The 14,152-nt window shown below is 45.5% G+C and carries 10 protein-coding genes and 2 pseudogenes; 2 read left to right on the forward strand and 10 right to left on the reverse strand.

Features of this window, described 5'->3' with window-relative positions:
• Positions 1-48: 48 nt before the first annotated feature.
• From ACWP87_RS02025 to ACWP87_RS02070, 10 genes and pseudogenes are all read right to left on the reverse strand, one after another.
• On the reverse strand, positions 49-1,044 hold the full coding sequence (locus ACWP87_RS02025) for a LacI family DNA-binding transcriptional regulator (RefSeq protein WP_005691825.1): 996 nt from the start codon (positions 1,042-1,044) through the stop codon (positions 49-51).
• A 41-nt stretch (positions 1,045-1,085) separates the two neighbouring features.
• Positions 1,086-2,543 carry a UDP-glucose--hexose-1-phosphate uridylyltransferase gene (locus ACWP87_RS02030; RefSeq protein ID WP_014569239.1) on the reverse strand — a complete coding sequence of 486 codons (1,458 nt, stop codon included), beginning with the start codon at positions 2,541-2,543 and terminating at the stop codon, positions 1,086-1,088.
• Positions 2,540-3,535: a UDP-glucose 4-epimerase GalE gene (galE, locus tag ACWP87_RS02035; RefSeq protein ID WP_005684143.1), complete on the reverse strand. Its 996-nt coding sequence runs from the start codon at positions 3,533-3,535 to the stop codon at positions 2,540-2,542. The genes ACWP87_RS02030 and galE overlap by 4 nt, the downstream gene beginning before the upstream one ends.
• Before the next feature lie 66 nt (positions 3,536-3,601).
• Positions 3,602-4,768 (reverse strand): galactokinase, encoded by a 1,167-nt coding sequence (locus ACWP87_RS02040; protein WP_014569238.1) that lies wholly within the window; start codon positions 4,766-4,768, stop codon positions 3,602-3,604.
• Positions 4,769-5,101: 333 nt separating this feature from the next.
• Complete coding sequence (gene lacF, locus ACWP87_RS02045; RefSeq protein WP_005691817.1) at positions 5,102-5,437, reverse strand: lactose-specific PTS transporter subunit IIA; 336 nt, start codon at positions 5,435-5,437, stop codon at positions 5,102-5,104.
• 286 nt (positions 5,438-5,723) lie between these two features.
• A pseudogene (lacG, locus tag ACWP87_RS02050) lies at positions 5,724-7,148 on the reverse strand (6-phospho-beta-galactosidase).
• Between the two features lie 55 nt (positions 7,149-7,203).
• Entirely contained in the window at positions 7,204-8,916 is a 1,713-nt protein-coding gene (locus ACWP87_RS02055; protein ID WP_005691812.1) for a lactose-specific PTS transporter subunit EIIC, read from the reverse strand.
• A 49-nt stretch (positions 8,917-8,965) separates the two neighbouring features.
• A pseudogene (gene lacT / locus ACWP87_RS02060) lies at positions 8,966-9,840 on the reverse strand (transcription antiterminator LacT).
• 366 nt (positions 9,841-10,206) lie between these two features.
• Complete coding sequence (locus tag ACWP87_RS02065) at positions 10,207-10,410, reverse strand: hypothetical protein (RefSeq protein WP_029943692.1); 204 nt, start codon at positions 10,408-10,410, stop codon at positions 10,207-10,209.
• A gap of 55 nt (positions 10,411-10,465) precedes the next feature.
• Positions 10,466-11,023, reverse strand: coding sequence for a hypothetical protein (locus ACWP87_RS02070; protein WP_014569233.1), 558 nt, complete (start codon positions 11,021-11,023; stop codon positions 10,466-10,468).
• A 649-nt stretch (positions 11,024-11,672) separates the two neighbouring features.
• On the opposite strand from ACWP87_RS02070, the gene ACWP87_RS02075 reads away from it, so the two are divergent.
• Both ACWP87_RS02075 and glpK read left to right on the forward strand, forming a co-directional pair.
• Positions 11,673-12,401, forward strand: coding sequence for a glycosyltransferase family 2 protein (locus ACWP87_RS02075; RefSeq protein WP_014569232.1), 729 nt, complete (start codon positions 11,673-11,675; stop codon positions 12,399-12,401).
• A gap of 206 nt (positions 12,402-12,607) precedes the next feature.
• Positions 12,608-14,125, forward strand: coding sequence for a glycerol kinase GlpK (gene glpK, locus ACWP87_RS02080; RefSeq protein ID WP_005684152.1), 1,518 nt, complete (start codon positions 12,608-12,610; stop codon positions 14,123-14,125).
• Positions 14,126-14,152 lie beyond the last annotated feature (27 nt).

The raw sequence follows: 14,152 nt of genomic DNA on the forward strand, positions 1-14,152 counted from the left end.
CGGATTGTGTACAGCCATCTTGCGGTATCATCTGACAGCTGGTGCCACCTACAAACTGCTGGCGCGCATAATCAACTCGCTTTTGAAATTAACCTGTCGTGGAACCCGTTTAGCATCATTCAAGCGCGCCTGTAGCAACTCAACTGCAGTTTGACCCATCTGATCGGTCGCTGCATGCACAGTCGATAACGGGGGCGTTGTAAACTTAGCCACGGCAACATCATTAAAACTGATGACCGAAACACGCTGCGGTACCGAAATGTTAGCTTCATTAAGCGCCCGCAAAGCACCCACCGCCATGGTGTCATTAGCAATGATAAATGCGTGTGGCAACCGCTCACCTAGTTTTTCGATGGCCTGTCGCATTAACCGATAACCGGAATCCGGGGTAAATTCACCGATCAATCGAAACTCGGCATGATCGATTCCGGCAGCTTTAGTCACACGATCAAATGTCGCGGTCCGAACATCCTGAAACTGTTCGCGTCCACTGCGGCTCGTTTCCAATCCGCCAAGAAAACCAATATCATCAATGCCGACCTTCTGAAAATGATCAATGATCTGGGCAATTGGGCCAGCATAATCGCCGGTAACGGAATCGCAATCAAACGCCAGCATATTCTGATCAACAAACACAATCGGCAACCCTAACGCCTTAATTTCGGCAACCTCACCTGCATCGTACTTGCCAAGTGCAATGATACCCTGAACATTTGCAACACTTTCCGCGTTTAATTGCTCCAGGTGCAGATTTTGCACATGATAACCAATGGATGCGGCCCTGGCTTCAATAGCGTACTGAATCTGCAGATAATAGAGGTCATTAAGCTCCTCTTGTTCACTCCGCCACTGAATCAGAGCCACCGTTGTTTGAGTAGCAACGCGTTTGCGGCGACGGGGTTTATACGCTAACTTCTCGGCTGTTTTTAGAACCCGTTGGCGTGTTTCCGGCGTTACTGCCAGTGTAGCGTCATAATTCAAAATCCGCGAAACTGTAGCGATCGACACCCCCGCCGCCTTCGCAATATCCGTAATCGTGGTCATCGATTCCCTCCGTTTCCCTGACCATTAACAATAACCAGCAACTATAGCGAGCGACAGAAGCGGCCAAATGCCTCTTGCCCGATCTTGTCACGTTTAAAGACGCCGGCATCTTCCAATACCCGGGCGAAGACTTTTCCGACTGCTTCTTGCAACTGACTTTCCGCATTTTCCGGTGTCCAATTGTAAGCCACTTTCAGCTGATCTGCCCAAGTCTTATGCATTGGCTTCATCTCATTAGCCTCGCCTAAGAGATACTTCTTAACTTCTGCTAATTCAGACTTAAGCCGCGCTGGCAAAATCGCCCGACCCATGACTTCAATTAAGCCAATGTTTTCTTTCTTAATATGTTGAACATCCTGATGCGGGTGGAAAATACCATCCGGATACTGTTCGCTCGTTTGATTATCCCGCAAAACCAGATCCAGTTGATACTCTGACCCCACGCGCCGGGCGATTGGCGTCACCGTATGATGCGGCTTACCCTCCACAAAAGCACGAACATTAACCGCTTCGTCAGTATACTGATTCCAAACCTGCCGGATGTGTTCAGCCGCATTGATCAATTCTTCGCGGTCGGCACTGACCAGCCGAATCACACTCATCGGCCATTTCACAATGCCGGCAAAAACATGCGGATGCCCACTGATCTCAATTTGCGTTTCGATCGGCGCTTTCGCCATCGGAAATGTGTGCCGTCCACCTTGATAATGCTCATGAGCAAGCATCGAGCCGCCGACAATTGGCAGATCCGCGTTTGACCCAACAAAATAGTCTGGAAACATGGCAACAATGTCGAGCAAGTTGGTAAAAGTACTTTGGTCAATCACCATGGGCTCGTGAATAGCGTCCAAAAAGATCGCATGTTCATTAAAATACGCATAAGGCGAATATTGAAAGCCCCAGGTTTTACCGCCTAACAAGAAACGGATAATCCGGTGGTTAGTACGTGCGGCAAAATTACTTCGGCCAGCATACCCTTCTGTCTGCAAGCAAAGTGCACACGCCGGATAACCCGATTGCGCATGGGCAGCGGCGGCAATATCTTTAGGATCCTTTTCCGGTTTGGATAGGTTGATCGTGATTTCAAGATCGCCATACTCGGTTTTTGCAGGAAAGACCAGATTTTTAGCAATGGCCCGCGTTTGAATATAATTGTTTGCTCGACTTAGCGCGAAGAACCAATCTGTGGCTGCACGCGGTCCTGCCTGATATTTATCCCAGAACAACTGATTGATCCGGCTTGGCGTTGGCGTGGCAAAATCCATTAATTGGGCTTCAAGGATTTGGCGTGCAGCCTGTGAATCCGCAATTTTACCGTTCGTTTGCGCGGCTTTGACCATTAAATCCAGATTATTCAGCGGGTCCGGATCACCTGGCAGTTCAAGCGCCGCATCACCGATTAAATTAAGCAACTTATTGGTTAAATAAACCGAATCCATCTGCGTGTAATCAGGATTCAGCTTGATAATGGTCTCAATGTGATTGCTAATTGCCGTCAATTACGGTCACCGAAGCCTTCCGGATGATTTTCATGCCAGTTCCAAGCCGTTTCGATAATTTTATCAATGTCATCGTAGTTTGGCTTCCATCCCAGAATATCGCGAGCCTTCTCTGAACTGGCAACCAAAGTGCTAGGATCACCGGCACGCCGCGGACCAACCGTTGCCGGAATCTTTTGACCGGTAACTTTACGCGCAGCATTGAGAATTTCCATGTTTGAAAAGCCATGAGCAGAGCCAATATTAAATGCAGATGACGGATTGCCGGCATTCAAATATTTCAGTGCCAAAACATGTGCGTCGGCCAAATCAACAACATGCACATAATCGCGCACATTGGTACCATCCTTGGTTGGGTAATCATCACCGTAAATCTGCAAGCCTGTGCGGGTACCTGCAGCCACCTGCAAGATAATCGGAATCAAGTGGGTTTCCGGATGATGGTCTTCACCAATGGACCCATCTGGCATTGCCCCAGCCACATTAAAGTAACGCAAAGCAACAAACTTCAAACCATAAGCAATGTCAGCCCAATGCATGATCTTTTCCATGGCCAGCTTACTTTCACCATACGGGTTAGTTGGCACTTGCGGATCGGTTTCCTTGATCGGCACTTGTTTAGGTTCGCCGTACGTGGCAGCGGTTGATGAGAAGACAATCTTCTTGATGCCAAACTGATTCATGGCTTCAAGCAAGGTAATCATGCCACCTGTGTTATTGTCAAAATACTTCAGCGGATCTTTCATCGACTCCGGTACAATCGAAAATGCCGCAAAGTGCACAATCCCGTCAATCTTTTCCTGGCTAAAAACCTGACTCAAAAAATGGTAATCGCGAATGTCCCCTTGATAAAACCGGGCACGTGGATCAACCGCCTTACGATGACCGGTAATCAGATTATCCAAGACGATGACATCTTCTCCATCTGCCAGTAACTGCTTAACTGTGTGTGAACCGATGTACCCCGCGCCGCCTAAAACTGCAATCGTCATATTAAAAATCGCTCCTTTGAATGTTTGTGATGCGTTTACTTAAGCCGAACATTTGGCCTTTTTGCCTCAATCCAATTGCTTAGCACCATCGGCAATGTCCGCTACGTAAAAGTGAGCGTCATACCCGATCTTTTCAGTATAAGCTTTACCAACGTTACTAATAAAGTCCTCAACGTCTGCACTGTTGACAATAGCGATAGCACAACCGCCAAAACCGGCACCAGTCATGCGCGCCCCCAACACACCACGTTGCTTCAAAGCATTGGTAACCAAGGTGTCCAACTCAATTCCGGTCACTTCATAATCAAAAGCCAAGGAGACGCCTGACGCAGAAACTAATTTGCCAAAGGTTTTAAGATCTCCTGACTGCAGTGCTTTAGCAGCCGTTAACGTACGTTGATTTTCAAATACCGCATGCCGGGCACGCTTAATCAATGTCTCGTCGTAGATCAAATAAGTATTTTCATCAAATTCATCTTCCGTTAGCTGCCCAAGACTCTTGACATCAATGCCTTTTTGCAACATCGCCAAGGCTTTCTCACATTCGCTGCGCCGTTCGTTATATTTAGAATCGGTTAATTCACGCCGCTTGTTGGTATTCATGATGACAATCACATTGTCGCCCATTTCTACCGGCAAATATTCATACTTCATGGTGTTGGTATCCAGCAAAGTTGCCTGGTTTGCCCGTCCCATTTCGATCGCAAACTGATCCATGATCCCGGAATTGACGCCAATATAATCATTTTCGACTTTAACCCCGAACTTAACCAAGTCCAGCGGTGCAAAACTACCATCGAATAAGTTGTTCAAAATCGTGCCTACCAGCATTTCCAGAGAAGCAGAACTTGATAGCCCGGCACCATCCGGTAAGTTACCGTTGATATAAACATTTAAGCCATGCGTATAATTGATACCTGCTGTTTTCATGACCCGCGCCATTCCCTGGAAATAATCCGTCCACAAACCGCGCTTGTCCTGGAAAAGATCAGGGAACGGAATGTCAATAATACCCACTTTAGGGAAATTGGCCGAATACAAACGGAACGCATTGTCATCATTTGCCCCAACCGCTGCATACGTCCCAAGCGAAATCGCACAAGGGAAAACGTGCCCGCCATTGTAATCCGTGTGCTCACCAATCAAATTAATTCGCCCGGGCGCGAAAAAAGTGTGTTCTGCTTGCTTGCCAAATTGCTCCGTAAAGCCTTTCGTGACATCTGTACTGTTCACTGCCAATACCTCCTAATATTTAAAAACGCGTCAATTATTTGTCGATTTTTGTAACCGTTTTTATTTTACTAAAATTAACCCCAAAATGGAAGCGCTATTGTCGAATATTTTTTCAGCTCGTAAATAAGCTTCCAAAACTCCGCTGATTTGTTTGCTGATGTTTTAGTAAAAAATGCAGAAACATCGTCACTATATACAAAAAACATCAGATTATCTCACCTACAATAATCCGATGCTTTTGCTGTTTAATCCGTATGGCAACATGTTTACCAAATCAGACGCTATCACTTGGTCAGTTTTACCACAAGAAGAGCGCGGGTGTTGGGTTTTAGCTTATTGCTTGTCTTCGAGTTGCTTGATACGTTTAAGCATTCGAATCATGTAACGAGACTGATCAATAAGCAGCATGGTGGTCATTAACGTATCTTGCCCATGCACCATGATAAAAGTCACATCCATTTCCGCTCCGCCTGCTTCTTGGCTTAACAATTGCGTCTGTTGATTATGCGCTTCATTAATATCTTTTTGCGCTTCGTCAAGTTTGGCCTCGGCTCCTTCAAAGTCACCCGCTTCTGCAGCATTCAAAGCACGCAAAGCCGCAGTCCGAGCATCTCCTGCATAAGCCACAAGTGCAAACCCAACCATCGAAATCTCTTCTCTCGTCGCCATAATTCAACCTCCATTTTAAAAAAGTGAGCGCGAGCCGGCGCGCTTAGGGATCGGAGTGTAAGCGGCCTGGGCGTGATGGCCGCTCTTTGGCCATTGCGACCCAGGTCCTTACACGCAGATTCCTGCGCCGGGGAGCGCGTTAATATGAGCGCGGGCCGGCGCGGGTAGGGATCGGAGTGTAAGCGGCCTCGGGCGAAATGGCCCGCTCTTGGCCAGTGCGTTCGAGGTCCTTACACGCAGATTCCTGCGCCGGGGAGCGCGTTAATGTGAGCGCGAGCCGGTGCGCTTATTCGGGAATCACATGCGTTTGGCTAACTTGTTTTAACCATTCGGCACTTTGCTTGACATAACGTTTTTGCGTCGGAAAGTCGACGAAAAACAATCCGTACCGTTTGCTATAACCATTTGTCCAGGAAAACTGATCCTGCAGTGACCAGACAAAGTAGCCTTTTACATTCGCGCCAGCCTGAATCGCATCTGCAATGGCACTTAAATATTTTTTCAAATAATCAATGCGTTTGGGATCCGCGATGACCGTATTTGGCGTCACTTCTGCTGGTAAGGATTCTTTCAATCCAATACCGTTTTCGGTGACATAGATGGCTGGTACTAACGGATAATCTCGATGAATCCGCATCAACATGTCATACATACCACGCGGATAGATGGACCAGTCCCAATCCGTTGTCTCAATCCCGGCCGGTTTCTTCTCTTCACCGATACCGTGAAGGCGGGCAACTGACGATCCCTTTGAGCCATCACCATTATGAATCGTTTCCGACTTGCCGTGATAAGCGCGCAGCCATTTGCTGAAGTAGTTGTTAACTCCAACAAAATCAAGCTGGTGTGCCGCCTTCTTAATAGCCGCCATCTCTTCGTCGGTACGCTTAAACATCGGTTGTTGATTTGCTGCCAGAATTTCTTTGATCAAAGCCAAGGTCTTAGGGGCGTAATCTCCTGCCAGTGTGCCATCTAAATACAGCCGATTTTCCAACGCATCCTGTAAATCAGCGGCATGCTAATCTTCCGACGAATCACTATATGGATAAGGTGTCTGCAAGGCATGCACGATACCGATTTCACCATCTAGCCCCATCGACTTGTACAAATTAACAATACGCGCATGGGCAACGATTTGATTATGTTCGGCCTGAAATGTTTTATCAAAATGACCGGTTTCCGCTGGGGGAAAAGTGCCGCTCGTATATTGTTGCACTGCCATGGACGTTGGTTCATTGATCGTAATCCAGTGTTTGATTTCCGGAAATTCCTCGAAGCAAAACCGCGCGTACTCGACAAAATCTTCCAGCATTTCTTGACTCAGCCAGTCACCAATCGCGTGTAACCGTTCTGGTGTATCAAAATGATGCAACGTTACAAACGGGATAAGATGATGCTTGGCACAGGCAGCAAAGAGCCGATGATAGAAAGCAACGCCACGAGGTTCCACCGCCCCGGCACCATCCGGAAAAATTCGCGACCAGGCAATTGAAAGCCGTATTACTTGATGACCATATGCTTCTGCTAACGCCAAATCCTCATCATAGCGATGATAAAAATCAGCGGCGGGGTCAGGACTAAACCGCCCTTGTTTTTCCAGAAAATCATCCCAAAGAACTCGACCTTTTCCGTCTTCTTTGGTTGCCCCTTCAACTTGGTAAGCAGCAGTTGCGCCACCGATTACAAAGTCCTTGGGTAATTGTTTACGCATGTTTGAACTTCCTCCTATAAAGTATGCAGACGAGTCTGTCTAAGTTGATGAACACCTAAAGATTGGACTCAACAAAATCCAGTGCCATATCGCCGTTGTTTGTCAGTTCAATGTACTGGCGGCCAGTGGTTGTAACCAACTTAACGCCATATTTATCGGTAATCTTTTTCAAATTATCCTTCATACTTTCCATTTGTGGCGCCAGAATGACCATACTCATATCTTTGATCAAGTCCATATCCTGTCCATAAGCCCGAGCCGCGGCGGACAACTTCAACCCCCGCTCCTTAGACAGCTTGTTTAGCGCATTGGCTAAGATGCCACTGGTTCCACCACCGGCACAAAGCACAAGAACGTCAATTTCATTATTTTTGAAGAAACTCTCATCATGCGCTGCCGCTGGTTTTTCATCAGCCATTTCGGATGCTTCGACCTGAACCTCAGCCGTTTGTGGTGCAACCGTATCGGCAGCCAAAACCGCCGTATCCTGTCCTTCAATCACATCTTCTTTAGCTTTTTCTTCGGCTAAAAGCGTTCGATCGTACACGCGAATAAACGGGAAGTAGATAAGGACGTCTAACACAAGTGTCAACAATACAAAGACAAATGCCAGTGGAGCAAAACCGGTTGAAACTAAGATCCCGATTGGTGCCGGTACCGTCCACGGCATGGTGTAGATCATGCTATTCATGCCTAACACACTGACAAAGAACTTAAACAGGCAAACATTCACGATCGGCGTTGCCAAAAACGGAATGAAAAACATCGGATTCATAATAATCGGCATCCCGAAAAGTACCGGCTCGTTAACAGAAAATGTTCCCGGGATAAAAGCCGCTTTCCCGACTGCTTTTAATTGTGCCGAACGCGCCGCAAACAGCATCACGAATGCGACAACCAGAGTCGATCCCGTACCGCCAAAGTTCATAACATAATCCATCGTGTTCATTGCCAACACATGTGAAACATGCTGTCCAGCTTGATATTGCTGGAGATTGGCCGCCGTATTGGCAATCATGATCGGAACAACAGCCGGCTGGACAATTGAAGGCCCCTGAACCCCACAGAACCAGAAGAACGCCATCGCGCCGGCAATCAGCGCCAACCCCAGATAAGAATCGCTGGCCTGGAAGAGTGGTGACAATACTTGAATAATCCAGCGCGGCAGGATCGTTCCCGTTGCTGCTTTAAACCCAACGCCAAAGAGCCAAAAAGCACTAACAGATAGCCCCATTGGAATTAAATCTTTAAATGACTGGGAGATATTGCCTGGAACCTGTGGCGGCAACTTAATCGTGACGTTGTTTTTAATACAAACGTAGTAAATATTAGGCACAATTAAGCCGACGATATAAGCGCAGATCAAGCCTTGGGTGCCCATGTAGGTTAAATCCACTCCGGTTTTAAGCGGCAAAATCGATAAAATGACAAAGGCGATTTCCGAAGCGACAATGACCGCAACCGGATTGATCTGATTTGTCTTGGGTAATTCCAGATTCTTGCTGTCGGTTAAATTCTTTGCAGTCGTACCGGCAACAAATAATGCCAACAACCCCATTGAGTAGTTGTAAGCAATCATCAGGGTATCGGTCACGTTCTTAGGCCAGTAAAACCCCCAAGCATTAGGAACATAAGCGATCATCATGAAGATACTGGAGAAGATGATGATCGGCATACAGGCAATAAAGCCATCACGGATTGCGGACACATACTTATTCGCCGCAATCGCTTCAAAAATCGGCTTTAGCTTATCGAAAACCTTATTCATGATACTTTCCTCCCGTGAGCGTATGCTGCCCTCCAAGCCAGCAAACGCGTTATGATTTTTTGCCCTGTTTTTGATCGTGGGCAGGCGCTTCGTTAATTAGCCGTTGAATATGAATGATAAAGTATAAGCGTTCGTCTTCACTCATGTTGCGATAAAGCTGATCCTTAATCTCATCAAAAATTTCCGAAGCAATCTGATAAGACCGCGGATAATTTAGCTCTAATTCATTGGCCACCTCGGGCACAATGGCAACAGCATCCGTATTAACACGCTGCAGTCGGTCAATCAGATACTGTAAGTGAATCATGAAGCGATCATAATAATTGCCGTTAGTTTGCGATCTCGTAATGCGATGCCGCTTCAAAACACGTTGCACCAGTTGACTTAATGACGCCTCATTATTCTTGTCAAAGGCCTGCTCGTTGTCGTCTTCACCGCTGGCATTGATAAAATGTAAGGCAAGATTTTTCACTTCGGAAGGTGGAAATGCTACGCCAAGGTTAGCTGCAATGATCTGCAACGCTTGGTTAGCTACGGCATACTCTGCAGGATACTGAATATGAAAATCCGGCACCATCGTCTCTTGATACGTTCCATTCTGATAACGTTTATAGGCTTCGTAAATATGATCGCTTAACGTAATGTAAATATAGTCAAGTACCTTAAGGTGAAATTGTTTTTGCGCAACGTCAATAATTTCATAAGTGGTCGTCACCACGTCGATCGGAATATTGCGAAGTAAAAAGTACAGATTCTGGCGGGAAGTTTCACTTGCAAGGTAGAAAATTTTTTCAATTTGTTTAGCCGGAATCACATCGCCACGCTTCTAAACGCGATCCCCCGTCCCTTAACAACCGCTTGACTATGGTTGTCTAGCTCAACCAACGCCACGTTATTGTTAAAGATCTGATCGATTTTCGGCATCTCATCATCTCCTCACCCAGACATAGAAAAAACCACAAATCACGCGCTACTCTCAGCGTCATGATTTGTGGTCTCGCCTAATTGAATAGTCACAATCCACAATGAATATTCCTATCAACAAACAAATTGTACCACATATAAACAAAATGTAAACGTTTTATTTGAACTTCTTCAGGACCTACTTTAAACTTGATTCTCGCAATGCTTTTCATAATGGTTTTTAAAATTAACTACGCTTGCCTAACAAGGTTTCATAGAAATAAAATAACGACTATGTTGACACAGCCGTTATTTATCATTCAGTTAGGGAGACTCTCCGTTCGTCATTCCAATTACATCTGTCAGGCCCTGTCAAGTAATTATACTTTAACGTTTGCTGCCTTTACCTGCAGTTGCTTTAATTGAGACATTATCTGCAACTTTAAAGGTCACAAAGAAGCCTATCACCCAAATATAACTGGCAACATTAGGATCTATTTTGGTTACTAGCTCTGTTACTATGCAACCAATGGCGCCAATGACGGCAAATATCAATATTCTCTTAACAGTTATAAGTCTAAGTCTTTTCATAGTATTTGCCCTTTTAGCCAGTAATAAGCCCTTGTCAACTCTACTCAAAATAAGGTTAGTAACTCGCTATCCTATACTCAACATAGTTATAGCCAGCAGTTGGGTTGGTCATATCTGCCTCTGTAACAATATAAATTCCTCGACCTTCTTGAGCAGCCTTTTTGAATGGAGTTAAATAATCCGCGAAGATTGCACTATATAACATATACCCACTAAAGTAACTTGATAGATGCAGTGTTTTTATCAAGTCATTGATAAAAAGGTCTATGCCAAACTTAGTCGTATTATCTACTAGTAAAAAGTCAGGGAGATTACCTGCCTCAGAAATTGTTTTGACATCACTCGGACTTATGTATTGAGCAAAATACCATTTATTACCTTTAATATACCCATAATTTGCATTAGGAAGACCATCTGTGATTAATTGAGCAGGCCGTTGGTTAAGACCATTTTCCACCTGTTGATTCGAAGTTCTTTTAACAATATTGATCTGTGAATCTGTAGCAGCTTGAACATCAGCAAGGGGCAGAATTGTTACTGAAAAAGCGAGCGTCAAAACTCCAGCCCACGCAAATGCTTTCTTTTTTGTTTCGACAAAATTATGTCTCATCATCAACAGTCTTTTCAAGAGCACTATCTTTAACATCGATTTTTAATTATCTTATAGACCAATAACATAAATGTCAACCTTTTCATAATATTAGAACAAGTAAGTACCTATTGATATTCATTATTTTCCTTATAACTAGCGAAAATCTCATTAATAAATAATTTTAAAATAACAAACTTGATCGATCCATGAAAGGCTCCACTTGCTATCTGTGCTGTGTTCTTAACCTGAATTTTTCACAGACCAGTTTTGGTATCTCAGTCATTAAAAAATCTTCCTCTGGACAATACTGCAAAAAATAACGCTTCTAAAGCATGCTGTTCTAAAAGTCTGGAAAACCTGATTTCACGTCAGATTTTTATCATTTCAAGGATCTTGTACTTAACGATTGAAAGTTGAATAATTCAGGCTTAATTCTCTCACTTAGAAATTGCTATGTTTATATCTTTTGTCGAAAGCGTTTAAAGCGCCTGATTTAAGCTATTCTAACATGAACATACATGTCCTCATATAAGAATAAAGCGATAGGCGCCAAGCATTTTAATTGACGCCTTCCTAAATCAGACGATAATGATCGAGACGAATGAGCAAGCTGTTAACAATCCGGACAAAATATTGAACGTAACGGCACATCTTTTTCAAGGAGGTCATCATGGCAATTCCTGATTTAACCATTATTGTCCCCACCTATAACTTAGGCCGGTATCTTCCAGCGACTTTAAAGAGCATCCAGCAACAAACCATCGATGTGGAACTTTGGTTAATTGATGATGCTTCAACCGATGAAACTGCCGAAACCGCCGCCGCGTTTGTAAATGGCATCCCCAATTATCACGCAACCGTCTTTTCCCATCACCAAGGTATCGGCGCCGCACGCAATTTTGGCATTGACCATGCGACTGGGCTATTTCTTGCGTTTGTCGATGGTGATGATCTGATTGCACCGGCTTTTGCTGCGACCTTGCTGCGCGGATTTACCCCCGGCGTTGTCGCAACAGCTGTCGGCTATGACTGGTGGCAGCGTAACCGCGGCGGCCCCGATCAATTTCAATTGCTATCACAAGCGGCAATGTTTGAACAGGTCTCGCATCACGGTACCGAAATTGGCGGTTATATTTGGAATAAGGCTTTCCCTCGTGCCAGCTTAAATGCCGGGCATATTCGATATGATGAACGATTACAAATTGCGGAAGATTACTACTTTACTGCTGACTTCGTTGCCCATACGCCCGGCATGTATGCCTACAACCCAACCATTCTCTACACCAAAGTCAACCGTCCCGACAGCACGATGCACCGATTTTCCCCGGCTGATCGGCGCCAGGAAACTCGAATATTTGAACGTATTCTTGAATTAAAAAAATTAATTCAGCCGGACTAGTTGAGGTGAGAAACTGGTTTTGAGCCTGTAATCCCGCGGGTTTGGGCTAGTTCTATATATTCGCACTTTTAAATATTCGCCTTATAGTTAAAATAACTTATTATCTATATAAGTGTACTACTTGCAATCAGCAGCAAAGTCATGTATAACTATTTTAGAAAACGTTTTCATTGTGCGCAATCATATTTTACTGGAGGTAGTTAACCGTGACAAACGAACAGCAGTATATTCTGGCGATTGATGAAGGAACAACCAGCACGCGTACCATCATCATCGATCACAATGGGCAAAAAGTTGCTGATGCCCAGCGCGAATTTCCACAGTATTTTCCACATCCTGGTTGGGTTGAACATAACGCAAATGAAATCTGGAATGCTGCGTTATCCACGATTGCCACAGCGTTTATCGAATCGCATATTCAACCACGCCAAATTGTTGGGATCGGCATTACGAATCAGCGGGAAACAACGGTCGTGTGGGATAAGCAAACCGGGCTGCCCATTTACAACGCCATTGTCTGGCAATCCCGTCAAACCAGCGACATTGCAGATCAACTTAAAGCGGATGGCTATGCTGATCTGGTTCACGATGCCACCGGTTTGCTAATTGATTCCTACTTCTCTGCTACCAAAATTCGCTGGATTCTGGATCATGTACCAGGGGCGCAGGAACGGGCCGAAAATGGTGAACTGCTTTTTGGCACCATTGACACTTGGCTATCATGGAAGCTTTCTGGCGGTGCCATTCATGTCACCGACTACACCAATGCTTCACGAACCATGCTCTTCAATATCCACAAGTTGGATTGGGATGATGAGATCTTACGGATTCTCAACATCCCCAAGCAAATGCTGCCGGAAGTTCGCAGCAATTCAGAAATTTATGGGGATGCAGCAGCCTATCATTTCTTCGGCAGTACCGTTCCCATTGCCGGTATGGTCGGGGATCAGCAAGCAGCATTATTCGGACAGCTGGCTATCGAACCGGGAATGGTCAAAAACACGTATGGCACCGGTGCCTTTATCGTCATGAATACCGGCGATAAGCCAACCTTGTCGAATCATAATCTGCTAACCACCATTGGCTACGGACTCAACGGTAAGATCACTTATGCCTTGGAAGGTTCGGTCTTTGTGGCTGGCAGCGCCATTCAATGGTTACGTGATGCCATGAAACTGATTGAACGTTCAAGCGACTCCGAAGCTGCCGCACTAGCATCCAAGAGTCAAAACGAGGTCTATGTCGTCCCTGCCTTTACTGGTTTAGGTGCTCCTTACTGGGATTCGGACGCACGTGGCGCTATTTTCGGAATTACCCGTGGAACAACTAGGGAAGACTTCATCAAGGCAACGTTACAATCGCTTGCTTATCAATCCCGTGATGTTGTCGACACGATGAACAAGGATACCGGCATGCCGATTCCAGCTCTGCGCGTTGATGGCGGGGCTGCTAATAACGATTACCTCATGCAGTTTCAGGCTGACATCCTTGGTATTCCGATTGAACGCGCCGCCAACCTTGAGACCACTGCCATGGGTGCCGCCTTCTTTGCCGGGCTAGCAACCGGATTCTGGAACAGCACAGATGAACTCCAGAGCATCGTCAAGGTCGGTAAGCGCTTTGAACCGACCATGGACGTTTCGGATCGGGAATCACTTTACGAAGGCTGGAAACAAGCCGTTGCCGCCACCCAGCAGTACAAACACACCACCAAGCAAGACTAATTCATTCTAAAGCACGATCTTATTGCG

The organism is Lacticaseibacillus sp. 22 (assembly GCF_055413445.1).